Below are 24,777 nucleotides of genomic sequence, written 5' to 3'. Positions count from 1 at the left end.
AGCTCAGGTGCACTTCTTGTCGGCGGGCGGGGCCGTGCCCTCCAGGAGGTACGTGTTGATCGCGGTGTCGATGCAGTCGCTGCCCCGGCCGTACGCCGTGTGGCCGTCGCCCTCGTACGTGAGGAGCCTGCCGGAGGCGAGCTGGGAGGCGAGGGACTCGGCCCACTTGTAGGGGGTGGCCGGGTCGCGGGTGGTGCCGACCACCACGATCGGGGCCGCGCCCTTCGCCTCGATGCGGTGCGGGGTGCCGGTGGCCCTGACCGGCCAGTACGCGCAGTTCAGGGCCGCCCAGGCGAAGCCCTGGCCGAAGACCGGGGAGGCCTTCTCGAAGGAGGGGAGCGCGGCGTCGACCGCGTCGGGGCCGGAGAAGGAGGGGGGCAGGTCGAGGCAGTTCACGGCCGCGTTGGCGTACATCAGGTTCGCGTACTTCCCCTCCGCGTCCCGCTCGTAGTACGAGTCGGCGAGGGTCAGCAGGCCCCCGCCGTCGCCGTGCATCGCGCGCGTGAGGCCGGTGCGCAGCTCGGGCCAGGTCGTCTCGTCGTACATCGCGGCGATCACGCCGGTCGTGGCGAGCGCCTCGCCCAGCTTGCGGGTCTCGCCGGTCTCGATCGGCTTCGCGTCGAGGGCGGCGAAGAACTTCTTCAGCTGGTTCGACGCGTCCGCGACCGACGTCGTGCCCAGCGGGCAGTCCTTCTCCTTGCGCCCGACGCAGTCCGCCGCGAAGGACTGGAACGCCGTCTCGAAGCCCGCCGTCTGGTCGCGGTTCATGTCCAGCGCCGGCAGGGACGGGTCCATCGCGCCGTCCAGGACCAGGCGCCCGGTGCGGTCCGGGAACAGCTCGGCGTAGGTCGCACCCAGGAACGTGCCGTAGGAGGCGCCGAAGTAATGCAGCTTCTCGTCGCCGAGCAGCTGGCGCAGGATGTCCATGTCACGGGCCGCCTCGACGGTGGAGACGTGCGGCAGCACCTTCCCGGAGTGCTTCTCGCAGCCCTTCGCGAAGTTCTCGAAGGAGGTCGCGAGCGCCGCCTTCTCGGCGGCGTCGTCCGGCGTCTGGTCGACCTGGGTGTACGCGTCCATCTCCTGGCTCGTCAGGCATTCGACGGGCTCGCTGCGGGCCACCCCGCGCGGGTCGACGGCCACCATGTCGTACCGGGCCCGGATCGGGGCGGGGTAGCCGAGGCCCGCGTACTGCTGGAGGTAGCCGACGGCCGTGCCGCCCGGGCCGCCCGGGTTGACCAGGAGCGAGCCGATCCGCTTGCCCGGGCCGGTGGCCTTCTTGCGGGCGACCGCCAGGTTGATGGACGTGCCGGTCGGCTGGTCGTAGTCCAGCGGCGCCTTCATGGTGGAGCACTCGAAGCCCGGTACGCCGCACGCCCGCCAGGTCAGCTTCTGCTGGTAGTACGGGCGCAGGACGGCCGACTGCTGGGCGCCCGCCGCCGAGGTGGTGGACGCCGTCGCGGTGGTGGACGAGCTGCCGGACGAGCATCCGGAGGCGAGCAGCCCGGCGGTCGCGACGGCGAGGGCGGAGGAACGGAGCAGGCGCCTGGAGTCCATCCCCGGAGCGTAACCGGGGAGTGACGGCACGTGCCCCGTTGGTGGGTGGACGACGGCTCGTACGAGTGAGGCGGTCAACCGGGAGGACCCGGGGGCGGGGGGCGGGGCGAGCGGCCCGGGCGCGGGGCGAGTGGTCCGGGGACGGGGGCTGCCGGGGTGGGAGCAGCCCGGCCGGGTCAGCGCGGCCGGTGTCAGCCCGGCCGGGTCAGCGCGGCCGGGTCAGCGCGGCCGGTGTCAGCCGGGCGGACTCAGCCCGCCCGCAGCGCCATCGTCATCGCCTCCACCGCGAGCAGCGGCGCCACATTGCGGTCCAGTGCCTCGCGGCAGGCCAGGACCGCCTCTATCCGGCGCAGGGTGCCCTCGGGCGCGGAGGCGCGCGCGATGCGGTCCACCGCGTCCCGTACCTCCTCGTTCGCCAGCGCGATGCGGGAGCCGAGCTGGAGCGCCAGGACGTCGCGGTAGAAGCCGGTGAGCTCGGTGAGGGCGAGGTCCAGGCTGTCCCGCTGCGTACGCGTCTTGCGGCGCTTCTGGCGGTCCTCCAGCTCCTTCATCGCCCCGGCGGTGCCGCGCGGCATACGGCCTCCGGCCTGGCCGCCGAGGGCCGCCTTCAGGTCCTCGGTCTCCTTGACGTCGACCTCTTCCGCGAGCTGCTTGGCGTCCTCGGCGGCCGTGTCGACCAGCTCCTGGGCGGCCTTGAGGCAGCCGCCCACGTCCTCGACCCGCAGCGGCACCTTCAGCACGGCGGCGCGGCGGGCACGCGCGCGGTCGTCGGTGGCCAGACGGCGGGCCCGGCCGATGTGGCCCTGGGTGGCGCGGGCGGCGGCGAGCGCGGTCTCCGGGGGGATGCCGTCACGGCGGATCAGCACGTCGGCGACGGCCTCCACCGGGGGCGTGCGCAGCGTCAGATGGCGGCAGCGCGAACGGATCGTCGGCAGCACGTCCTCCAGCGACGGCGCGCACAGCAGCCACACCGTGCGCGGCGCGGGCTCCTCCACGGCCTTCAGGAGCACGTTGCCCGCGCCCTCGGTCAGCCGGTCCGCGTCCTCCAGGACGATCACCTGCCAGCGGCCGACGGCGGGCGACAGCTGGGCGCGCCGGACGAGCTCGCGGGTCTCCTTGACGCCGATGGAGAGCAGGTCGGTGCGGACGATCTCCACGTCCGCGTGCGTGCCGACCAGCGTGGTGTGGCAGCCGTCGCAGAACCCGCAGCCGGGCTGCCCGCCCAGCGCCCGGTCCGGGCTGACGCACTGGAGCGCCGCGGCGAACGCGCGCGCGGCCGTGGCCCGGCCCGAGCCCGGCGGCCCGGTGAACAGCCACGCGTGCGTCATCTTCGACGCGTCCGCGACGGGCTCGCCCGCCGAGACCGCGGTCACCTGCGCGTCGGCGTCGCGCGCGGCAGCGGCCAGCTGCTCCTGCACCCGGTCCTGGCCGACCAGGTCGTCCCACACCGTCATGGGTCACCGCCTCCGCGCTCTGTTCCGCCCCGTACGTCCCCGCTACGACCCCATTGTGAGGGAGGGGTCGGACAATCCCGTCCGGCGCGGCCTTCCCGCAGGTCAGCGGCGGCGGCCCCGGCGGTCGTCCTCGTCGTCGGCGTGCGGCCCGAGCAGCTCGTCGGCGAGCGTGGGCAGATCGTCCAGCGGGGTCTCCTCGGCCCAGTCCGAACGCCGCCGGGGCCGACGGCCCCGCTTCGGCTCCGCCCCGGCCCCGGGCTCCGCACCCAGCTGGTCGGGGTCCACCTGCGGCAGCTCCCGCGTCCGCTCGTTGGGCCGCTCGGACTGCTCCTGCTCCCGCTCGTCCCGGAAGAGCCCCGGCGGGAACCGGTCGCCGTCCCGCGCCGACGGGTGCGCCGCGCTCTGCCCGCCCCCGTCGCGCACGGGCGGCAGGACCGTCGTCTCGTCGGCGTCCCGCGCCCCCTCCCGTACGGGAGGCAGCACGGTGGTCTCGTCCGCGTCCCGTACGGGCGGCAGCACCGTCGTCTCGGCGGCCTCGGCCGGGACCTGCGGCAGCACCGTGGTCTCCGCGGCGGCCGGACCCGGCTCGGCCCCCTCCGTACCCGGCACCGGGACTTCCTGGGTGATCTCGTCGGGGCTCACCTCGGGCCGGGCACCGGGCTTCACGACAGGCGTGGGCACCGTCACCTCGGAGGCCGACTCCGCCTGGGGCTTCCGCTTCGCGCGCGTGGCCGAAGTGTCCTCGGCGCCCCGGGCGGGGGCCGAGGGAGAAGCCGCGGCGGCCGAAGTCGCGGCGGCCGCGGCGGCCGCGCTCGCCGCCTCCGCGAGACGGCGGGCCTCCTCCGCCCGCCGCAGCGCCTCCTCGGCCTTGCGCTGCTTCTCCAGACGGCGCTCCTCGGCCTCGGCACGCAGCCTGGCCTGCTCCTCCGCCTGCTTGCGCAGCCGCTCCTGCTCGGCCGCGGCGGCCTTGGCCTCCGCCTCGCGCCGTACGCGCTCCTCCTCGGCGAGGCGCCTGGCCTCCTCGGCCCGCAGCCGGGCCTCCTCCGCCTGGCGCTCCTCCTCGCGGCGGCGCGCCTCCTCCAGCTCGCGCCGCTTGCGCTCCTCCTCCTCGGCGCGCAGCTTGGCGAGCTGCGCCTGGCGCTCGCGCTCCAGGCGCTCCTCCTCGGCCTTGCGCGCGGCCTCTTCCTCGGCCTTGCGCCGGGCCTCCTCCTCAGCCGCCTTGCGCGCCTCCTCCTGGGCCTTCACCTCGGCCTCGGAGAGCGGCAGCATCTGGTCGAGCCGGTGGCGTACGACCGTGGTGACCGCCTCGGGCTCCTGGCCCGCGTCCACCACCAGGTAGCGGGACGGGTCGGCGGCCGCCAGGGTGAGGAACCCCGCCCTCACGCGCGCGTGGAACTCGGGCGGCTCCGACTCCAGCCGGTCCGGCGCCTCCGTGAACCGCTCCCGCGCGGTCTCCGGCGCCACATCGAGCAGCACCGTCAGATTCGGTACGAGACCGCCGGTCGCCCAGCGGTTGATCCGGGCGATCTCGGTCGGCGACAGATCGCGTCCGGCGCCCTGATAGGCGACGGAGGAGTCGATGTAGCGGTCCGAGATGACGATCGCGCCGCGCTCCAGGGCGGGGCGGACCAGCGAGTCGATGTGCTCGGCGCGGTCCGCCGCGTACAGCAGGGCCTCCGCGCGGTTGGAGAGCCCGGCGCTGGAGACGTCGAGCAGGATCGAGCGCAGCCGCTTGCCCACCGGGGTCGCGCCCGGCTCGCGGGTCACCACGACCTCGTGGCCCTTGGCCCTGATCCACTCGGCCAGCGCCTGCGCCTGGGTGGACTTGCCGGCGCCGTCGCCGCCCTCCAGGGCGATGAAGAAGCCGGTCGGGGCCGGGGCCTGGACCGGGTCGGCGCCGCGCACCGCGTCCCGCAGGTCGCGCCGGAGCGGCACGCCCTGGCGGTCGTCGGTCTTGGCCAGGACGACCGCGGCGACCGGCAGCAGCAGCGCGCCGACCAGCATCAGCGTGAAGCCGGCGCCGCCGTGCGCGAAGACGAATCCGTCACCGGCCAGCCGGTGCGGGCCGATGGCCGCGGCGACCAGCGGGGCGAGGATCGCGCCGAGGCCGATCGCGACCCGTACGACCGCCTGGAGGTGGTCGGTGGTGCGGGCCCGGCGGTACTCCTCGGTCTCCTGGTCGACCAGCGTGTGCCCGCTGTTCGCGGCGACACCGGCGGCGACACCGGCGAGCAGCGCGATGAACAGGACCGTGGCGGTGTCCGGCACCAGGCCCATGGCCAGCAGCGCGACGCCGGTGACGGCGATGGCGAGCGAGAGCAGCCGCCGCCGGGAGAGCACGGGCAGGACCTTGGGCGCGGTGCGGATGCCCGCGCCCGTGCCACCGAGCAGCGCGAGGACCAGCAGCGCGAACGCCGCGGGCCCGCCGCCGAGGTCCGCCGCGTGCAGGACGGCCACGGCGACCGCCGACGCGACGGCGCCCGCGACGGCCCCGCAGGCCAGCACGAGCAGCGGGACCGCGCCCGTACGCCCCTTGTCGGGACCGGCGCCGGTCGAGGGCCTGCGCAGGCCCTCCAGCGGCGAGCGGGCGCGCGGAGTCTGGGAGTCCGGAAGTTCGAGCATCGCCAGCACGGAGACGGACGCGGCGAACAGCCCGGCCGCCACATACGAGCCGAGCGCCGCCTGGTGCAGCGAGAACCAGTCGATGCCCTTGCCGAGGCCCTTGCTCACGAGCGCGGCCACCAGCAGGGCGGCGGCTGCCACCGGCACGGACGCGAACGTCGTACGCAGCGACAGGCGCCGCAGCGCGTCCAGATGGTCCGGCAGCGGGCGCACGGCGGCGCCCTCCAGCGGCGGCGCGGGCAGCAGCGCGGGCGCCGCGCTCTCCTTGCACACCGTCCAGAACCGCTCGGCGGCCCCGGCCACGAAGACGGTGGCCAGCAGGAAGACCAGCGCGTTGTCGGGGGTCCAGTCGATCCACAGCGGCGCGACGATCAGCAGCACGGCGCGTACGCCGTCCGCCCCGACCATGGTCCAGCGCCGGTCCAGCGGACCGCCGGCCGCGGTCAGCGCGGACACGGGTCCGAGCAGCACCGCCCCGAACAGGAACGTCGCGAGGACCCGGGCGCCGAGCACCGCGGCGACGGCGAAGGCCGCGCCCCGGTAGCCGCCGCCGAGGGCGTCCTCGGATACCGCCGCCTGCAGGGCGAGGAGCAGAAGGACGAGTACGGCCAGGGCGTCGCCGATCCCGCCGACGAACTGCGCGCTCCACAGCCGCCTCAGCGGCGGGATGCGCAACAGGGCCCGTACGGCACGCTCGCGTGAGTCTGCGGCTAGGGCGTCGGAGACGGGGCTCACGACCGTGGGGGTCCCTGCGCCTTCGGAGCTCTGGGGATGCTCGGCTCGCGTCATCCGCCCAGCCTATCCGGAGCGCCCAGATCCCCGAGGGGCCGCCCGAACATACGGGCGGGATCGGCTCGCCACAGGCGCGGCACGGCCGGGGCGATCGCCCCGGCCGTGCCCCTTCGGTATCTGTCCGGCGTCTACTCGGCCGCTGCCGTCTTCTTCGCGGCGGTCTTCTTGGCCGGAGCCTTCTTGGCCGTGGCCGCGGTCTTCTTGGCGGCCGTCTTCTTCGCCGCGGTCTTCTTCGCGGGCGCCTTCTTGGCCGGAGCCTTCTTCGCCGTCTTCTTGGCGGGCCCCTTGGCGCGCTTCTCCGCGAGCAGCTCGTAGCCGCGCTCCGGCGTGATGTCCTCCACGCTGTCGCCGGTCCGCAGGGTCGCGTTGGTCTCGCCGTCCGTGACGTACGGGCCGAAGCGCCCGTCCTTCACGACGACCGGCCGCTCGCTGACCGGGTCGGTGCCCAGCTCCTTGAGCGGCGGCTTGGCGGCCGCACGTCCGCGCGCCTTCGGCTGCGCGTAGATCGCCAGCGCCTCCTCCAGGGTGATGGAGAAGAGCTGGTCCTCCGACTCCAGCGAACGCGAGTCCGTGCCCTTCTTCAGGTACGGCCCGTACCGCCCGTTCTGCGCGGTGATCTCGACGCCCTCGGCGTCGGTGCCCACCACACGCGGCAGCGACATCAGCTTCAGGGCGTCGTCGAGCGTGACCGTGTCCAGGGCCATCGACTTGAAGAGCGAGGCCGTCCGCGGCTTCACCGCGTTCTTGCCCGTCTTCGGGGTGCCCTCCGGCAGGATCTCGGTGACGTACGGTCCGTAGCGGCCGTCCTTCGCCACGATCTGGTTGCCGCTCACCGGGTCCGTGCCCAGCTCGAAGTCGCCGCTCGGCTTGGCCAGCAGCTCCTCCGCGTGCTCCACCGTCAGCTCGTCGGGCGCCAGGTCCTCCGGCACGTCGGCGCGCTGGTGGCCCTCGGCGTCCTTCTCCCCGCGCTCGATGTACGGCCCGTAACGGCCGACCCGCAGCACGATCCCGTTCCCCACGGGGAACGAGGAGATCTCCCGCGCGTCGATCGCGCCGAGGTCCGTGACCAGCTCCTTCAGACCGCCGAGGTGGTCCCCGTCACCGTTCCCGGCGTCGGAGGCCGTGCCGGCCGCACCGGCCTCGCCCTCGCCGAAGTAGAAGCGCTTCAGCCACGGCACCGACTGCGCCTCGCCCCGCGCGATGCGGTCGAGGTCGTCCTCCATGCGCGCGGTGAAGTCGTAGTCGACGAGCCGGCCGAAGTGCTTCTCCAGCAGGTTGACGACGGCGAAGCTCAGGAACGACGGGACCAGCGCCGTGCCCTTCTTGAAGACGTAGCCGCGGTCGAGGATCGTGCCGATGATCGACGCGTACGTCGACGGACGGCCGATCTCGCGCTCTTCCAGCTCCTTGACCAGCGAGGCCTCGGTGTACCGGGCCGGCGGCTTGGTGGCGTGGCCGTCCGCGGTGATCTCCTCGGCCGACAGCGCGTCGCCCTCGGCGACCTGGGGCAGCCGCCGCTCGCGGTCGTCCAGCTCCGCGTTCGGGTCGTCCGCGCCCTCGACGTAGGCCTTCATGAAGCCGTGGAAGGTGATCGTCTTGCCGGACGCGGTGAACTCCGCGTCCCGCCCGTCGCTCGCCCGGCCCGCGATCTTCACGGTGACGGAGTTGCCGACCGCGTCCTTCATCTGGGAGGCGACGGTCCGCTTCCAGATCAGCTCGTAGAGCCGGAACTGGTCGCCGGTCAGACCGGTCTCCGCCGGAGTGCGGAAACGATCACCCGACGGACGGATCGCCTCGTGCGCCTCCTGCGCGTTCTTGACCTTCCCGGCGTACGTACGCGGCTTCTCCGGGAGGTAGTCGGCGCCGTACAACTGCGTGACCTGCGCACGGGCCGCCGAGACCGCGGTCTCGGAGAGCGTGGTGGAGTCCGTACGCATATAGGTGATGAAGCCGTTCTCGTACAGCTTCTGGGCGACCTGCATGGTGGCCTTGGCCCCGAAGCCGAGCTTGCGGGAGGCCTCCTGCTGGAGCGTCGTCGTACGGAACGGGGCGTACGGCGAGCGGCGGTACGGCTTGGACTCCACCGAGCGCACGGCGAAGGCCGAGTCGGCGAGGGCGGCCGCCAGCGCCCTGGCGTTCGCCTCGTCGAGGTGGAGGACGTCGCTCTTGAGTTGTCCGTCGGGACCGAAGTCGCGGCCCTGTGCCACTCGGCGGCCGTCGACCGTCGCGAGCCGTGCCACCAGCGAGGACGGGTCGGAGGCGTCGCCCGCCCGGCCGGTGGAGAACGTCCCGGTCAGGTCCCAGTACTCAGCAGAACGAAAAGCGATGCGCTCGCGTTCCCGCTCCACCACGAGCCGGGTCGCCACCGACTGGACGCGGCCCGCCGAGAGCCTCGGCATGACCTTCTTCCACAGGACCGGCGAGACCTCGTAGCCGTAGAGGCGGTCGAGGATGCGGCGGGTCTCCTGGGCGTCGACCATGCGCTGGTTGAGCTCGCGCGGGTTGGCGACGGCGTCCCGGATGGCGTCCTTGGTGATCTCGTGGAAGACCATCCGGTGGACCGGGACCTTGGGCTTGAGGACTTCCTGCAGGTGCCACGCGATGGCTTCGCCCTCGCGGTCCTCATCGGTGGCGAGGAAGAGTTCGTCGGACTCGGCCAGCAGCTCCTTGAGCTTCCTGACCTGGGCCTTCTTGTCGGCGTTGACGACGTAGATCGGCTGGAAGTCGTGTTCGACGTCCACACCGAGGCGGCGCACCTCGCCGGTGTACTTGTCGGGCACCTCGGCGGCGCCGTTCGGGAGGTCGCGGATGTGCCCGACGCTCGCCTCGACGACATAACCGGGGCCCAGGTAGCCCTTGATCGTCTTCGCCTTGGCAGGAGACTCGACGATGACGAGTCGGCGGCCGCCCTTTGCGGTCTCGCTGGTCGGGGACAACTTCGCTCTTCTCTCCGGTCGGCACTCGGGTGGCACTCGGGTGGCACGTTACGAGCTGTACGGTCGCTGCGGAGTGTGACGGTACAACCCGCCCCCGTGTCAAACAGCAAAAGCCCGCAGCGGCCACTCGAACGGTAACCCGACTTACGGCGAGTCTGCCGCCTGGACCGTCCCAGAACGTTCTGAAAAGCGTTTCGTCCCAGCGCGGACCTGGGCACGAGCCCGACCGGCCCGGCGCGGCGCCACAAGATCGCCGGAACTCACAGGCGTGTGAAGCACCACACCCCGGCGAGCAGGAAGACCGCGCCGAAGAAGACGGCCAGCGCCGCCGAGGCCACCAGCCCCGCCCCGTCCGCCACCGGCGCCCGGTGCCGCACACGGACCCCTGTCCACAGCAGCAGCGCGCCCCCGAACAGTACGAAAACCGTCCCCGCGAACACGGCCGGACCGGCCTCCGCCCCACCCATCCCGTTCATGGCGCGGATCCTGGCACTCGCGGGAGGAGTCCGGGCGAACTCCAGGTGAACGGCCCCACCTCCATCCGGCCCAGCGGCGGGCGGACGGGCGTGTTGGGGCGGGGCGCCGGGTGTCGGCCGAGGTGGGCGGGCGGGGTGCGCGGTGGGGTGCGGCGTGGGGTCCGGCGTGGTTGGCCGAATTCACACCCTTGTTTTCCCTCCCCGCACCCGGCGTCCGCCGCCGGGCCACCCCCGCCGGATGCGGGAGCGCCCCTACCTCACCTGTCGTACGCGGCCCCTTCGCGCGCAGCCGTCCCGGCGGCGGCCGCGGGACGCGGCGGTCACTCGCCGACCGGCTCCAGGAAGCCCTGGCCGACCAGCATCCGGATCGCCTCCGGGGTGCGGTCGCGCAGCTGGACCGGGTCCTCGCCGATCAGCTGCGCGATGGCGTCGAGGATCCGGCCCGCGTCCAACTGGCCGTCGCAGACGCCCGCGAAGCCCGCGCCGACCGTGTCCACGGTGGTGGCCCGCCGCATGCCCCGGTTCTGCCGCAGCACCACGTGCTCCGGGTCCTCCGCGCCCGGCAGCCCGACCTGCTCCTGCACCACCTCGTCGGCGAGGCGGAACCGGTCGGCGAGCAGGGCCGCGTCGTCGTGCGTCCGCAGGTACTCCTGCCGGGCGAAGTGGGCCCGGACGGTCTCGCCGAGCGGCTGCTCGACCGGGTGCGGCCACTCCTCGACGGTGACCGACGGCTGCTCGGACCCCGACTTGAACAGCGTGATCCAGCCGAAGCCGACCGCCTTGGTCCTGCGCGCCTCGAACTCGTCGAGCCACGCCCCGTACCGCTCCGCGTAGGCCTCGGGGTCGGTGCGGTGGTCCCCGGCGTCCCGCAGCCACAGCTCCGCGTACTGGGTGACGTCCTGGACCTCGCGCTGCACGATCCAGGCGTCGCAGCCGCGCGGCACCCATGAGCGCAGCCGCTCCTGCCACTCCTCGCCCTCCACGTGCTGCCAGTTGGCGAGGAACTGCGCGTATCCCCCCTCGTTCAGCCGGGCTCCCGCCTGCTGAACGAGCGTGCGGCACAGATCGTCCCCGCCCATGCCGCCGTCCCGGTACGTCAGCCGGGCGCCCGGCGAGATGACGAACGGCGGGTTGGACACGATCAGGTCGTACGTCTCGGAGCCCACCGGCTCGTAGAGCGAGCCCTCGCGCAGCTCCGCCGCGGGCGCGCCGGACAGGGCGAGGGTGAGGCGGGTGAAGGCGAGCGCGCGCGGGTTCAGGTCGGTGGCGGTGACCCGGGTCGCGTGCTGCGCCGCGTGCAGCGCCTGGATGCCGGAGCCGGTGCCGAGGTCCAGGGCGGTGGCCACCGGGGTGCGGACGGTGAGCCCGGCGAGCGTGGTGGACGCGCCGCCGACCCCGAGGACCATGCCCTCGTCGCGGCCGCTCGCGCCGCCGGCACCGCCGACCGCGCAGCCGAGGTCGGAGACGATGAACCAGTCCTCGCCCTCCGGGCCGCCGTACGGACGCACGTCAACGGCGGCGCGCACTTCGTCGCCCTTCCGGGTGAGCCAGCCGTCCTCCAGCGCCTCGTCGCCCGGCAGGGCCGCTCTGGCGCGCTCGTACGCGACGGGCTGCTGGAGCAGGAACAGCCGTACGAGCGTGTCGAGCGGCGAGCCGCCGCGGGTGGCCCGCAGGGCGGGCACGGTCTCGCTGCGGGCCAGCGCGGCGTAGGCGGGCGCGCCGAGCAGGTCGAGCAGGCCGTCGGCGGTGAACTCGGCCGCGAGCAGGGCGTCGCGGATCGCGGCGGCGCGGTCGGGCACGGGCAGGCCGGCGGGCGGGCTGGCGGAAACACTGGTCGTACTCACCCGGCCATTGTGGCGGCTGGCACCGACAAACACCCACGGCCCGGCACCCACATGGGTCCGGGCCGTACGAGAGGGCGTCCGCGCGACGGCGTCGCCCCTACGCAGTAGGGGCTACTCGCCGCTCGCCGAGGACGACGGCTTGGCCGAGTCGGACGGCTTCGCCGACTCCGAGGGCTTGCCGGACCCGGAAGGCTTCGCGGACTCCGAGGGCTTCGCCCCCTGCGAGGCGGAGCCCGAGGGGGAGGCCTGCTTGGAGGCGTCGCCACCGGCCGCGGGCGAGGCCGAGGAGGGTGCGGAGGCGGTCTGCTTCTGGCAGCCGGGCTGCTTCTGCATCGCCTTGCCGAGGTCGCCGGACTCCAGCTTCTTGAGGGCGTCGTCGCTGCTCTTGCTGATGGTGTTCAGCTGGTCGGCGACGCCCTTGAGGCCGTCGGCGAACTTCGCCTGGTCACCGGTGTCGAGCGCGTCGACCTTCTTCTTCAGGTCGGCGTACGAGGCGGAGGACGCCGTCAGCTCCTTGGCGGCCTCCTGCTGGGTCTTGTCGCCGTCCTTGACGGGCGGGACACCGGCCTTGTTGAGGCTGTCGGCAAGCGACTTGTACGCGTCGGAGATCTGCTGGAAGGCAGCCGAGTCGGTCTTCTGGACGTCAACCGGCTTGCTCTCGTCGGCCGTCTGCTTCTCGATGGCGGCGTTGGCGTCAGTGATCTTCTTGATCTGCGGCTGGGCCTGGTCGCAGAAGGTCTTGGCCCAGTCCTTCACCTTCTTGTCCGAGTCGTCGCTGCTGCAACCCGACAGTGCGAGCACCAGTACCGCGCCGCCGGACAGTGCGGCCGCAAGCTTCTTGTTCACCGGATCGGTCCCTTCCAAGGCTCTCGGCCCCGGAACATACACGCCAAGTGGGCGACAACCGCGTGCCCTACGCCGGATGTGCTCGCTTTTGGAGCCATTTGCACCAAGGGAGACAAGGCTCACGACACAAAGCGACGGGCGGACGGTGCGTCAATCCGCACCGTCCGCCCGCCCTTGCCGTGACCTTGCTAGGAAACGACCGCCGGGTCAGGCGACTTGGCGGTCATCTCATGGTTTCCCTCGTCGCCCACCGCCACTCCGCGGCGCTTGGAGACGTACACCGCGCCGACGATGACGCTCGTGGCGAGCACCGCGACGACCGCGCGCACCGCGGGGCTGGCGTCCGCCCCGTAGCTGAACTTGACCACGGCGGGCGCGATGAGCAGCGCCACCAGGTTCATCACCTTCAGGAGCGGGTTGATGGCCGGGCCCGCGGTGTCCTTGAACGGGTCGCCCACCGTGTCGCCGATGACGGTGGCGGCATGGGCCTCACTGCCCTTGCCGCCGAAGTTGCCGTCCTCGACCATCTTCTTGGCGTTGTCCCACGCGCCACCGGAGTTGGCGAGGAAGACGGCCATCAGCGTGCCGGTGCCGATGGCGCCCGCCAGATACGAGCCGAGCGCGCCGACGCCGAACGTGAAGCCGACCGCGATGGGCGCCAGCACCGCGAGCAAGCCGGGGGTCGCCAGCTCCCGGAGGGCATCCTTCGTACAGATGTCGACGACTCGGCCGTACTCCGGCTGCTCGCTGTAGTCCATGATCCCGGGGTGCTCGCGGAACTGCCGCCGCACCTCGAAGACCACCGCGCCCGCCGACCGGGACACCGCGTTGATCGCGAGGCCCGAGAAGAGGAACACGACGGCCGCGCCCAGCATCAGGCCGACCAGGTTGTTGGGCTGTGAGATGTCCATGCTGAGGGTCATCTCGCTGGACTTGGCGCCCACGTCGTTCACCGCGGTGGCGATGGCGTCGCGGTACGAGCCGTACAGCGCCGCCGCCGCGAGGACCGCGGTGGCGATGGCGATGCCCTTGGTGATGGCCTTGGTGGTGTTGCCGACGGCGTCCAGGTCGGTGAGCACCTGGGCACCGGCGCCCTCGACGTCGCCGGACATCTCGGCGATGCCCTGCGCGTTGTCGGAGACCGGGCCGAAGGTGTCCATGGCGACGATCACGCCGACCGTGGTGAGCAGACCGGTACCGGCCAGCGCCACCGCGAACAGGGCGAGCATGATCGACGTACCGCCGAGCAGGAAGGCCCCGTAGACGCTCAGACCGATCAGGAGGGCCGTGTAGACGGCGGACTCCAGGCCGATGGAGATACCGGCCAGGACGACCGTCGCGGGGCCCGTGAGCGACGACTTGCCGATGTCGCGGACGGGGCGCCGGGTGGTCTCGGTGAAGTACCCGGTCAGCTGCTGGATGACGGCCGCGAGCACGATGCCGATGGCCACCGCGACCAGCGCCAGGATCCGCGGGTCGCCGTCGTGCGCCTTGATGGCGGCGTCGGTGACCCCGTCCAACTCGGCGTACGTGGACGGCAGGTAGATGTAGACCGCCGCCGCCACCATGGTCAGCGAGATCACCGCGGAGATGAAGAAGCCGCGGTTGATGGCGGACATCCCGCTGCGGTCGGCGCGCCGCGGGGCGACCGCGAAGATGCCGATCATCGCGGTGACCACGCCGATCGCCGGGACGATCAGCGGGAAGGCGAGGCCCGAGTCGCCGAAGGCCGCCTTGCCGAGGATCAGTGCGGCGACCAGGGTCACGGCGTAGGACTCGAAGAGGTCCGCCGCCATGCCCGCGCAGTCGCCGACGTTGTCTCCGACGTTGTCGGCGATGGTGGCGGCGTTCCTCGGGTCATCCTCCGGAATGCCTTGTTCCACCTTGCCGACGAGGTCGGCGCCGACGTCCGCTGCCTTGGTGAAGATGCCGCCGCCGACACGCATGAACATGGCGATCAGCGCGGCGCCCAGGCCGAAGCCCTCCAGCACCTTGGGGGCGTCCGCGGCGTAGACCAGGACGACGCAGGAGGCACCCAGCAGGCCGAGGCCCACCGTGAACATGCCGACCACGCCGCCCGTACGGAAAGCGATCTTCATGGCTGTGTGCGAGACAGTCGTGAGATCTTTTTCGGGTTCGCCTTCCGCAGGGGTCGCCTCGCGGGCAGCGGCCGCCACGCGCACATTCGCGCGTACGGCCAGTCGCATGCCGACGTATCCGGTCGTCGCCGAGAAGAGCGCGCCGATCAGGAAGAAGGCCGACCGGCCCGCACGCTGCGACCAGTTGTCGGCCGGCAGCAGGAAGAGCAGGAAGAACACCACGACGGCGAAGATGCCGAGGGTGCGCAGCTGCCGGGCCAGATAGGCATTCGCGCCTTCCTGTACGGCTGCCGCGATCTTCTTCATCGAGTCGGTGCCCTCGCCGGCCGCCAGCACCTGGCGGACCAGCAGTTGAGCCACGACCAGGGCCGCGAGGGCCACGGCCGCGATGACGATCACGATCAGCCGGTTGTCGTCGGTCAGAACCGCGGCCGCGAGTGAAGTGGGGTGATCGAGTTCTTGTGGGTTGAAGAGCCCCGCCATTCGTCCTCCTTGACGTTCAGAGCCCAAGATGTGGACGGATTGTAGGGAGCGGAACACGATCAAAACAGGGCGCGGTTAGCGGAATTGACCTTCAGTTGCTACTCAGCAAATGATCGCGCCACGAAAAGGCGCCCGAAAGCGGTAATGGGGCAAAAGCATTGACGCCTGATCAATGATCTAGAGAATAATCGCCAAAAATGAAAAAGGCCCTGCTCAGCAGGGCCTGTACAGCGGGGGTCGACGGATCGGTCAGGGCTCGGCTGTCGCCCCGGTGATCGGCCAGGTCATCCGGATGACACCACCGGACTCGTCCGAAGTGACCTCCACGTCGTCGACGAGGCCGCTGATGACCGCGAGGCCCATCCCGTCCTCCCCGCCGTCGTCCGGCTCCTCGGCGGCCGTGGCGCCGCGCACACCCGGCGCGGCACCCCCGGAACCCGGACCGGGCACCTCGTCGCCGACCTCGATGGAGAACGCCTTCTCCTCCTCGGTCAGCGCGACGCGCACCGGCGCCGTCACCCCGTACGCGCGGTGCAGCCCCACAGCGCGGCTGCACGCCTCGCCGACGGCGAGCCTGACCTCGTCGAGGACCGCCTCGTCCACCCCGGCTCGGCGCGCCACGGCGGCCGCCACCAGGCGGGCCGTCCGGACGTGTTCGGGCTGGGCGCTGAAGCGGAGTTCAACGGTGGCCATGCGGTCCCCCTCGGACGTACGGGCGTGCTTCTCAGGGGCCCCGGGCGATGAGGAGCCCGGTGCCCCTGTCCTTCCTCCGGAGCCGTCAGTCAGTGGCGTTGACGGCTTCGTCGACCGAGCCGTGGATCGGGAACACCTTGGTGAGCCCGGTGATCCGGAAGATCTTCAGAATGCGCTCCTGGTTGCAGACCAGCCGCAGGGAGCCCTCGTGGGCACGGACACGCTTGAGTCCGCCCACGAGCACGCCGAGGCCGGTGGAGTCGAGGAAGTCCACGCCCTCCATGTCGACAACCAGGTGGTAGCTGCCGTCGTTCACCAACTCGACCAACTGCTCGCGCAGCTTGGGCGCGGTATACACATCAATCTCGCCACCGACCTCGACGACCGTACGGTCGCCACCAGGGCCGGACACATTGCGAGTCGACAGGGACAGGTCCACGGATCCTCCAGCACCTTGCTATCGAGCGGCCGCCCCCTGAGTCTCCCCGGCGGAGCCAGAGAACGGATCGCCAGCCGCGATGGCATTCAATCACTTACCAGCAGCCATGCACGACGCCTTGGGACCATTGTCCGTCACGCCAGTGACACACTCGGTGCCGATGGCCAGGAATCTCCGCCCCAGAACACCCGCCAAGGGCACGGGTGAACGACCCGACCCCGGCACGGTCCTGCACCGGCTCGCCTCGGGAGCGGACCGGGCTGCGCGCATCACTCATACGGAGCACTTGCCCCCGCGTGCGGGCCGTCATGCGGTCTGGCCGCACCGCATCCGCCCGGAAGTGATCAACGCCATTCAGCAGGCGGGCGTGGAGCACCCCTGGGCCCATCAGGCGGCCGCCGCCGAGCACGCCCTGGACGGCGAGTCCGTCGTGATCGCCACCGGAACGGCCTCCGGCAAGTCCCTGGCCTACCTAGCCCCGGTCCTCAGCACGCTCCTGGACGGCTCCGAGGCCCCGAACGGACGCGGCGCCACCGCCCTCTACCTGGCCCCCACCAAGGCCCTGGCGGCCGACCAGCGCCGCTCGGTGAAGGCCCTCGCCCAGCCCCTGGGCAACGCGATCCGGCCCGCCGTCTACGACGGCGACACACCGGTCGAGGAACGCGAATGGGTGCGCCAGTACGCCAACTACGTCCTCACCAATCCGGACATGCTGCACCGGGGCATACTCCCCGCCCACCCCAGGTGGTCCTCCTTCCTGCGCGCGCTGCGCTATGTCGTCATCGACGAGTGCCACACCTACCGGGGCGTCTTCGGCTCCCACGTCGCCCAGGTCCTGCGGCGCCTGCGCCGTCTGTGCGCCCGCTACGGCGCGAACCCCGTCTTCCTCCTCGCCTCCGCCACCGCGGCGCAGCCGTCCGTGGCCGCCCACCGGCTGACCGGCCTGCCCGTCGTCGAGGTCGCCGACGACGCCTCCCCGCGCGGCGAACTGGTCTTCGCCCTGTGGGAGCCGCCGCTCACCGACCTCCACGGCGAGAAGGGCGCCCCCGTCCGCCGCACGGCCACCGCCGAGACCGCCGACCTCCTCACCGACCTGGCCGTCCAGGGCGTCCGCACGGTCGCCTTCGTCCGCTCCCGGCGCGGCGCCGAGCTGGTCGCCGTCATCGCCCAGGAACGGCTGTACGAGGTGGACCGCACCCTCGCCCGCCGCGTCGCCGCCTACCGGGGCGGCTACCTCCCCGAGGAGCGCCGGGCCCTGGAGCAGGCCCTGCACTCCGGCGAGCTGCTCGGCCTCGCCGCCACCTCCGCCCTGGAGCTCGGCATCGATGTGTCGGGGCTGGACGCCGTGGTGATCTGCGGCTACCCCGGCACCCGGGCCTCGCTGTGGCAGCAGGCGGGACGGGCCGGGCGGTCGGGCGAGGGCGCCCTGGCGGTCCTGGTCGCCCGGGACGACCCGCTGGACACCTACCTCGTCCACCACCCCGAGGCGCTGTTCCAGCGGCCCGTCGAGTCGACCGTGCTCGACCCGGACAACCCGTACGTCCTCGCCCCGCACCTGTGCGCCGCCGCCGCCGAGCTGCCGCTCACCGAGACCGACCTGGAGCTCTTCGGTCCGGCGAGCCCCGGACTGATGCCGCAGCTTGAGGCCGCGAAGCTGCTGCGGCGCCGGGCGTCGGGCTGGCACTGGACCCGCCGCGAGCGGGCCGCCGACCTCACCGACATCCGGGGCGAGGGAGGCCGCCCGGTCCAGATCGTCGAGGCGTCGACGGGACGGCTGCTCGGCACGGTCGACGCGTCCGCCGCCCACACCGCCGTCCATGACGGCGCCGTCCACCTCCACCAGGGCCGTACGTACCTGGTGAAGCGTCTGGACCTGGACGACCCCGACGGCTCCGTCGCCCTCGTCGAGGAGGCCAGCCCGCCCTATTCCACCGTCGCCCGTGACACCACCTCCATCTCCGTACTCGAAACCGACACCGAGATCGCCTGGGGAGCCGGCCGCCTCTGCTACGGCTCCGTCGAGGTCACCAACCAGGTCGTCTCCTTCCTGCGCCGCAAACTCATCACCGGCGAGGTGCTCGGCGAGACCAAGCTGGACCTGCCGCCCCGCACCCTGCGCACCCGGGCCGTGTGGTGGACGGTCACCGAGGACCAGCTCGACGCCGCCCGGATCAACCCGGAGATCCTCGGCGGCGCCCTGCACGCCGCCGAGCACGCCTCCATCGGCATGCTGCCGCTCTTCGCCACGTGCGACCGCTGGGACATCGGCGGCGTCTCGATCCCGCTGCACCCGGACACCCTGCTGCCGACGGTCTTCGTGTACGACGGCCATCCGGGCGGCGCCGGGTTCGCGGAGCGCGCCTTCCACACCGCGCGGGAGTGGCTGACGGCGACCCGGGAGGCCATCGCCTCCTGCGAGTGCGAGGCGGGCTGCCCGTCCTGCGTCCAGTCCCCCAAGTGCGGCAACGGCAACGACCCGCTCCACAAACGGGGCGCGGTCCGCCTCCTCACGGAACTCCTGCGCGGGGCGCCGGAGGCGACGACCCCGGAAGCCCTGGCGGAGCCGACGGCCGGGGAGCCCCCGACGCAGGCCCGTGGGGCCGCTCCCGAACCGGGCGCTGCGGCAGGAAGCGGTACGGAGGAGGCGCCGCCGGGCCCGCCCGGGACCTGACCTCCGGGCCGTACGGGCCGAACCTCGCCCGTACGGTCACGTCGGCGATCTCCCCGGTCACCGCGCACCGCACCACCTCGCCGCCCTGCGCTCCGGCGACCCTGGCCGCCCTGGCGCAGGCCTCGGCCGTCCCCCACAAGGCCCGGTCGGCCGCCGCGAGCGCGGCCATGTCCGCCGCGCCACCTGCCCGGTGCCGGGCCGCCACGGCCTGCCCGAGGGCGAGGACGGCCGCGAAGACCACGCAGAGGGCGGAGGCGGCCACAGCCACCCAGATGGATGCCGAGCCCCGGTCCCGGGCGTGAGCCGCGCGCCCCTCCGTCGGGTCACCGCGTGACGGCAGCCCCCTCGCTCGTCCTCCACGAAGTCCCCAGTCCCGGACGCGAAGGCCTTCCGCGAGAGCACCGCGCATCCTCGGCCCCGGCCTCATCGCTCCTCCCCCACCATGGGCTCCCCCACCGTGTCCTCCGCCAGCGCGGCCGCGTCCCCGCTCAGCGTCAGAGCCAGCGCGCGGGGTCCGGGAGTCGGGGCCTCCACGCGTACGCGCCACAGGTCGCCGTCCCGCCGTAGCTCGACCCGCGCCCCGGCCGGGGCCGCTGAACGAGCGGCGGCCAGCACGGCCTGCTCGGCCTCGGAGCGCGCGGCCGCCCGGGCCCCCGCCCGGGCCGCGTCCAGGCACTCGATCTGTGCGGCGGCCGCCATCAGCCCCCACATCAGGGCCAGGGCGAACGCGGCCAGCGCGGGGATCGCCACGGCCGCCTCGGCCGTTACGAAGCCCTGGTCGGCGTCGGCGTCCCGGTCAGCCCTGAGCCCGCTGAGCCCCCTGAGTCCCCTGAGCCGACGCCTGCGGCCGCCGCCCAGCCGCTGGCCTCTCCCGGACCGGCGGCCCCGGCCGGGCCGATCGTCGCCCGGCCCGGAAGCACCGCCCTCAGAACTGCGCATCGAGCGCCCTCTCCACCACCGACTGAAGCGCCGACGAGACGGCCCCGCTGGTCACCACCTTGTAGAGCACCGCCGCGAAACCGCACGCGGCGATCGTTCCGACCGCGTACTCGCTGGTCGTCATCCCGGCGTCCCCGCGCACCCGCACCCGCACCCGCACCCGCACCCGACGTGCGACGCACCGCATCCATGTCTTCATCCCAACCCCCATGTGAGTCCTGCTGTTGACCTGTTGGTCTGCTGAGTTGTTGACCTGTTGACCTGTTGAGCAAGTGGCCGTTGAGCCACTCCGTTGAGCTGTTGTGTGCTGAGCCAGTGAGCTGGCGCGTGCCTGAGTACGTGAGCCGTCGCGTGCTTGAGCGAGCTGTGGAAAGCCCATGTCGCCCGCCCGCCCATCAGTGCTTGAGTAACCCGCCCGCCAGCCCGATCACCACCGGCGCCACCCCCGCAGCCAGGAACGCGGGCAGGAAGCAGAGCCCCAGCGGCCCGGTGATCAGGACGCCCGCCCGTCGGGCCCGGGCGGCCGTCGTCCGTGCTCGCTCGGCCCGGCAGCGCTCGGCCACCCGTCCGACGGGGCCCGCCGCCGGTGCCCCCGAGGAGGCGGCCCGCTCCAGGCACCGGGCCAGCCCGGCCGCGCCCGGTATCGCGCCCAACCTCCCCCACGCCTCAGCCGGTTCACCGCCCAGCCGCAGTTCGGCGGCGATCTGGGCCAGCCGCCGCCCGACCGGCCCGCCCAGCGACTCCCCCACGGCTCCGGCCGCCTCGCGCGGTCCCGCTCCGGCCACCAGACAGGCGGCCAGCAGATCGGCCGCGAGCGGCAGTTCCGGGTCCAACAACTCGGCCCCGGGGCGCGCCCGCTGTGGCTTCCGGCGGCGGGCCCAGCGCCGCGCCCCGTACGCCGCCACCAGCCCCACCACGGCTCCTGGCACCCCGCCGACCAGTACGTATGCGGCGGCCAGCACCCCCAGTGGCCCGGCCCAGGCCCGTACGAGCGTCCCGCGCGCCGCGCCACCGCCCATCAGCCGGGCGACCGGCGACCAGGCGCCCCGCGGCCAAGCGCCCGGCAGCCAAGCCCTCTCCCCGTCACGCCGCGCGGGCACCGTTTCCGCCCTCACCAGCAGGTCCACCACCCGCCGCCGCACCGCCCGCTCGCGCCTTCGGCGCGCCAACTCCAGCCCTGTCCACAGGACAAGGGCCGCGATCGCCGCCATCACCCCCAGCCTGTGGAAAACATCTCGGAGCGCTTCGCCGCTCACGACCCCGAGTCCGAGCCGACCGTTCACCGCCGCTCCCCCGCCCGGGTGATCCGCGCCGTCCAGTACAGCCCCGCCGCCTCCAGCACGCCGGCCAGAGCCAGGCAGCCGAGCCCGGCGGGGGTGTGCAGCAGCACGCGCAGGGGTTTCGCGCCCATCGCCGTGCCGAGCAGGAGGCCGAGGGCCGGCAGCAGGGCCAGCAGCGCGGCCGTCGTGCGCGGCCCCGTCAACTGGGCTCTCAACTCCTCCCGTTGGTCCCGCTCGGCCCGCAGCGCCGCCTCCAGGCGCTCCAGGCCGGCCGCGAGGCCCGCGCCGCCGTCGACCGCCACCTGCCAGCACGCGGCCACTCCCGCGAGCCCCTCCGCGCCCGGCTCCCGGGCCGCCTCCCGCAGGGCCCCGGGCACATCGCCGCCGAACCGTGCCGCCGCCAGCACCCGCGGCTCGGCCCCGCCCAGCGCCTCCGTGTCCCGGGTGGCCAGCGTCAGCGCCTGGCCGGGCTGGCGGCCCGCCCGCAGCTCCCCGGCGACCGCCCCGCACCAGGCGACCACCTCGTCGCCCCGGCGCCACTTCGCCCGCTCCCGCTCACCGGCCCGCAGCCGCCGCCCCACCAGCGGCACCGCCACCGCCCCGGCGGCCAGCGGCAGTACCGAGCCCGCCAGGACCGCCACGACCACCGCCGCCGGCAGGCACAGCCACTCCGGCCGCGCCTTGGCGCGCAGCCGCTCCCGGAGCCGTCCCCACGGCGGCTCCTCGGGCTCCACCTCCGCGCCCGCGACGATCAGCCGTGCCCTGCGCAGCCCCTGCTCCCGCCCCACCGAGAGCCAGGCCGCCGCGAACGCGCACACGGCCGCCGCCGAGGCCGGGGTGAGCAGCCCGGGTGCCCCCGGGGCCGTCCAGGCGGTCACCACGCGCTCCCGAGCAGCACCCGCAGCCGTTCCCAGCCGCGCTCCTGGACGAAGCCGCCCATGCCCCAGCGCAGCGCCGGGACGGCCACCACAAGGCCCGCCGCGTCCCGCTCCAGGACCCGGACCTCGGCGACCCGGCGCCGCCCGGCCCTGTCCCGCACGAGATGGAGCACCACCGAGAGCGCCGCCACCAACTGGCTGTGCAGGGCCGCCCGGTCGAGCCCAGCCGCCGTGCCCAGGGCCTCCAGCCGGGCCGGGACGTCCGCGGCCGTATTGGCGTGCACCGTGCCGCAACCGCCCTCGTGGCCGGTGTTGAGCGCGGCCAGCAGGTCGGTGACCTCGGCGCCGCGCACCTCGCCCACGACCAGCCGGTCCGGGCGCATGCGCAGGGCCTGGCGCACCAGGTCCCGCAGGGTCACCAGGCCCGCGCCCTCCTGGTTGGCGGGCCGTGACTCCAGCCGCACCACATGGGGGTGGTCGGGCCTCAACTCGGCCGAGTCCTCGGCCAGGACGATCCGCTCGCGCTCTCCCACGAGGCCGAGGAGCGTCGACAGCAGGGTCGTCTTGCCGGAGCCCGTGCCACCGCTCACCAGGAACGAGACCCGGGCGCCGATGAGCGCCCGCAGCACCCCGTCCCCGCCCGGCGGCACCGTCCCGGCCGCCACCAGTTCGTCCAGCGAGAACGCCCTCGGCCGCACCACCCGCAGCGACAGGCAGTCCGCCCCGACCGCGACCGGTGCCAGCACCGCGTGCATCCGGGTCCCGTCCGGCAACCGGGCGTCCACCCACGGCCGGGCGTCGTCGAGGCGCCGCCCGGCGACCGCCGCCAGCCGCTGGGCCAGTCGGCGCACGGCGGCCGTGTCGCTGAAGCGGACCCCGGTGAGTTCGAGCCCGGCGCCCCGGTCCACCCAGACCCGGTCCGGGGCCGACACCAGGACGTCCGTCACCGCGGGATCGGCGAGCAGCGGCTCCAGCGGGCCCGTGCCGACCAGCTCGGAGCGCAACTCCTCGGCGCCGCCCAGGACTTCCGCGTCGCCCAGGAGCCGCCCCTGAGCCCGCAGCGCCGCCGCGACCCGGGCCGGGGTGGGTTCGGCCCCGCTCTCCGCGAGCTGTTGACGCACCGCGTCGAGCAGCGGCCTCGGCGACACCCCGGCCACACCCGGCGGCGCACCGCCGGGAGGCAACCCCGCCCCCGCGCTCATGCGCCCCGTATCCACCCGACCCGCACTCGGGCGACCCGTACGCGCGCGTCCCGTGCTCATGCGACCGCACCCCCCGTCAGCGCCTGCTCCCAGAAGGCCGTGCAGAAGCGGGAGAGGGGGCCGCGCACTTCGCTGCCCGGTGGGGACCCCTTCTCCTGGGCCTCCAGCAGGCCGTACTCCACCGGGAGTTCACCGGCCAGGGGGAGCCCCAGGGCGGCTGCCACCCACTGCTCGTCGAGCCCCGCCGCGTACGGACCGCGCACCACCGCCCGCAGGTCCCGCAGCACCATGCCGACCGAGGAGGCGACCCGGTTGGCCGCCGCGACCGCCCGCAGTTCGGCGGGGACGACCAGCAGGCCCAGGTCGAGCTGGGCCAGCGCCTCCGCCACCGCGTCGTCCACCCGCCGGGGCAGGTCGACGACCACGACGCCGCCGCGTCTGCGCGCGGCCGCGAGGACCGCCCGCATCGCCTCCGCTGGGATCGCCACCGAGTCACCCCGGTCCCAGCTGAGCACGCGCAGCGCGTGCAGATGCGGCAGCGACTCCTCCAGCGCACCCCCGGCGACCCGGCCACGGGAAGCGGCGAAATCCGGCCACCGTCTGCCCTCGGCCTGTTCGCCCCCGAGCAGCACGTCGAGGCCGCCTCCCAAGGGGTCGCCGTCGATGAGCATGGTGCGCCGGCCGGCCCTCGCCGCCGTCACCGCCAGGGCGCAGGCCAGCGTCGACGCACCGGCTCCGCCCCGCCCGCCGACGACTCCGACGGTGAGCGCCTGGCGGCCCACGCCCTCCGCCGCGTCCGCGATCCGGTCGACCAGCCACTGCTCCGCGTCGGGCAGCCGCAGCACATGGTCGGCGCCGATCTCCACCGCGCGCTGCCACACCCCGGGGTCGTCCTGGTCCCGCCCGACGAGGAGCACTCCGCGCCTTCGCGCGGCGCCGCGCACCCGGGCGGCCGCGTCGTCACCGACCAGGACCAGCGGTGCGCTCTCCCAGCCGGAGCGGCGCTCGGGCACCGAGTGGTGCACCTCGGGCTCGGCTCCGGCGGCGGCGCACAGCCGCAGCAGATCGTCGAGCAACGCCTCGTCCTCGGTCACGATCAGCGGCCCCGCACGCCGCCCCTGAGCGCCCACCGACCGGTCGGAAGCCATGGGTCCGTCCACGATCTCCGCCCCCCTCTCACTGCGATTCCTGGCGTCCGCGGATCTCGCGAACTGGAATCACGGTGGAGCGGTTCCGGAAATTAAGTGGATCTTGGTCAAAAGCTGTGGACAACTCGCCGGTTGTGAATATTCCGTTCACCTATACCGGTGACTTCCAGAGCGCACCGGAACCATTACTCTGCGTGACGAGTCTGGACAGGCAGAGGGAGGAGCCGACGAGGCCCGAGGGAGGGGTGAAGGATCGTGTGCGAGGCCCGAAAATGCATCCGGACATGCGACGACCCCCGCCGGGGGGGAGAGCGGGGGTCGTCTCTCCGGCCGACTCGGGGGGGGAGGAGCCGGACCGGGTTAGCACGGTCGCGAACGATCCGTGACTTCCATGGTGTACCCGAGAGCCTTCTCAGGCAAA

Annotated in this window: 17 protein-coding genes and 1 pseudogene; 1 reads left to right on the top strand and 17 read right to left on the bottom strand. The window is 73.4% G+C overall.

The features are described 5' to 3' along the window. Positions 1 to 3: 3 nt before the first annotated feature. The 10 genes from BX283_RS22740 to BX283_RS22695 all read right to left on the bottom strand — a co-directional run bounded on the left by BX283_RS22740 (position 4) and on the right by BX283_RS22695 (position 16,238). Positions 4 to 1,554: an alpha/beta hydrolase gene (locus BX283_RS22740; RefSeq protein ID WP_101389373.1), complete on the bottom strand. Its 1,551-nt coding sequence runs from the start codon at positions 1,552 to 1,554 to the stop codon at positions 4 to 6. Positions 1,555 to 1,802: 248 nt separating this feature from the next. Then, entirely contained in the window at positions 1,803 to 3,008 is a 1,206-nt protein-coding gene (locus BX283_RS22735; RefSeq protein ID WP_101389372.1) for a DNA polymerase III subunit delta', read from the bottom strand. Between the two features lie 102 nt (positions 3,009 to 3,110). Continuing rightward, the gene (gene tmk, locus BX283_RS22730) at positions 3,111 to 6,419 is read right to left on the bottom strand and encodes a dTMP kinase (protein WP_101389371.1); all 3,309 of its coding nucleotides are present in this window, start codon (positions 6,417 to 6,419) and stop codon (positions 3,111 to 3,113) included. A gap of 131 nt (positions 6,420 to 6,550) precedes the next feature. Beyond that, a complete protein-coding gene (gene topA / locus BX283_RS22725; RefSeq protein ID WP_101389370.1) occupies positions 6,551 to 9,358 on the bottom strand; it encodes a type I DNA topoisomerase in 2,808 nt (935 codons plus the stop codon). A gap of 260 nt (positions 9,359 to 9,618) precedes the next feature. Further along, positions 9,619 to 9,834 (bottom strand): hypothetical protein, encoded by a 216-nt coding sequence (locus BX283_RS22720; protein WP_180357230.1) that lies wholly within the window; start codon positions 9,832 to 9,834, stop codon positions 9,619 to 9,621. Between the two features lie 320 nt (positions 9,835 to 10,154). Beyond that, positions 10,155 to 11,678, bottom strand: coding sequence for a methyltransferase (locus BX283_RS22715; protein WP_101389369.1), 1,524 nt, complete (start codon positions 11,676 to 11,678; stop codon positions 10,155 to 10,157). Positions 11,679 to 11,789: 111 nt separating this feature from the next. Then, positions 11,790 to 12,524, bottom strand: a complete 735-nt coding sequence (locus tag BX283_RS22710; protein ID WP_101389368.1) for a small secreted protein — start codon at positions 12,522 to 12,524, stop codon at positions 11,790 to 11,792. 188 nt (positions 12,525 to 12,712) lie between these two features. After that, positions 12,713 to 15,106, bottom strand: coding sequence for a sodium-translocating pyrophosphatase (locus BX283_RS22705; protein WP_101389367.1), 2,394 nt, complete (start codon positions 15,104 to 15,106; stop codon positions 12,713 to 12,715). Between the two features lie 249 nt (positions 15,107 to 15,355). Beyond that, the gene (locus tag BX283_RS22700; RefSeq protein ID WP_101389366.1) at positions 15,356 to 15,799 is read right to left on the bottom strand and encodes an ATP-binding protein; all 444 of its coding nucleotides are present in this window, start codon (positions 15,797 to 15,799) and stop codon (positions 15,356 to 15,358) included. Positions 15,800 to 15,884: 85 nt separating this feature from the next. Continuing rightward, on the bottom strand, positions 15,885 to 16,238 hold the full coding sequence (locus BX283_RS22695) for an STAS domain-containing protein (RefSeq protein ID WP_053728100.1): 354 nt from the start codon (positions 16,236 to 16,238) through the stop codon (positions 15,885 to 15,887). Between the two features lie 79 nt (positions 16,239 to 16,317). Here BX283_RS22695 and BX283_RS22690 point away from each other — a divergent pair, with 79 nt between their 5' ends. Next, positions 16,318 to 18,909, top strand: a complete 2,592-nt coding sequence (locus BX283_RS22690; protein WP_257583569.1) for a DEAD/DEAH box helicase — start codon at positions 16,318 to 16,320, stop codon at positions 18,907 to 18,909. Positions 18,910 to 18,952: 43 nt separating this feature from the next. Here BX283_RS22690 and BX283_RS22685 read toward each other — a convergent pair. The 7 genes and pseudogenes from BX283_RS22685 to ssd all read right to left on the bottom strand — a co-directional run. Beyond that, positions 18,953 to 19,318, bottom strand: a pseudogene (locus BX283_RS22685) (Rv3654c family TadE-like protein); the annotation flags it as partial. Positions 19,319 to 19,332: 14 nt separating this feature from the next. Further along, positions 19,333 to 19,848 carry a TadE family type IV pilus minor pilin gene (locus BX283_RS41670; protein WP_257583568.1) on the bottom strand — a complete coding sequence of 172 codons (516 nt, stop codon included), beginning with the start codon at positions 19,846 to 19,848 and terminating at the stop codon, positions 19,333 to 19,335. After that, on the bottom strand, positions 19,835 to 20,047 hold the full coding sequence (locus BX283_RS22675; RefSeq protein WP_373979278.1) for a DUF4244 domain-containing protein: 213 nt from the start codon (positions 20,045 to 20,047) through the stop codon (positions 19,835 to 19,837). Before BX283_RS22675 ends, BX283_RS41670 begins: the two co-directional genes overlap by 14 nt. Positions 20,048 to 20,243: 196 nt before the next feature. Further along, on the bottom strand, positions 20,244 to 21,059 hold the full coding sequence (locus tag BX283_RS22670) for a type II secretion system F family protein (RefSeq protein WP_101392520.1): 816 nt from the start codon (positions 21,057 to 21,059) through the stop codon (positions 20,244 to 20,246). A 68-nt stretch (positions 21,060 to 21,127) separates the two neighbouring features. Further along, positions 21,128 to 22,006, bottom strand: a complete 879-nt coding sequence (locus BX283_RS22665) for a type II secretion system F family protein (RefSeq protein WP_257583566.1) — start codon at positions 22,004 to 22,006, stop codon at positions 21,128 to 21,130. After that, positions 22,003 to 23,208 (bottom strand): TadA family conjugal transfer-associated ATPase, encoded by a 1,206-nt coding sequence (locus BX283_RS22660; protein ID WP_101389363.1) that lies wholly within the window; start codon positions 23,206 to 23,208, stop codon positions 22,003 to 22,005. The genes BX283_RS22665 and BX283_RS22660 overlap by 4 nt, the downstream gene beginning before the upstream one ends. Positions 23,209 to 23,264: 56 nt before the next feature. After that, positions 23,265 to 24,356, bottom strand: coding sequence for a septum site-determining protein Ssd (gene ssd, locus BX283_RS22655; RefSeq protein ID WP_101389362.1), 1,092 nt, complete (start codon positions 24,354 to 24,356; stop codon positions 23,265 to 23,267). Positions 24,357 to 24,777 lie beyond the last annotated feature (421 nt).

It is taken from the genome of Streptomyces sp. TLI_146, assembly GCF_002846415.1.
GTDB lineage: Bacteria > Actinomycetota > Actinomycetes > Streptomycetales > Streptomycetaceae > Streptomyces.
Note: the sequence above shows the minus strand (reverse complement) of the source record. Positions and strands in the feature narration are given on the sequence as shown.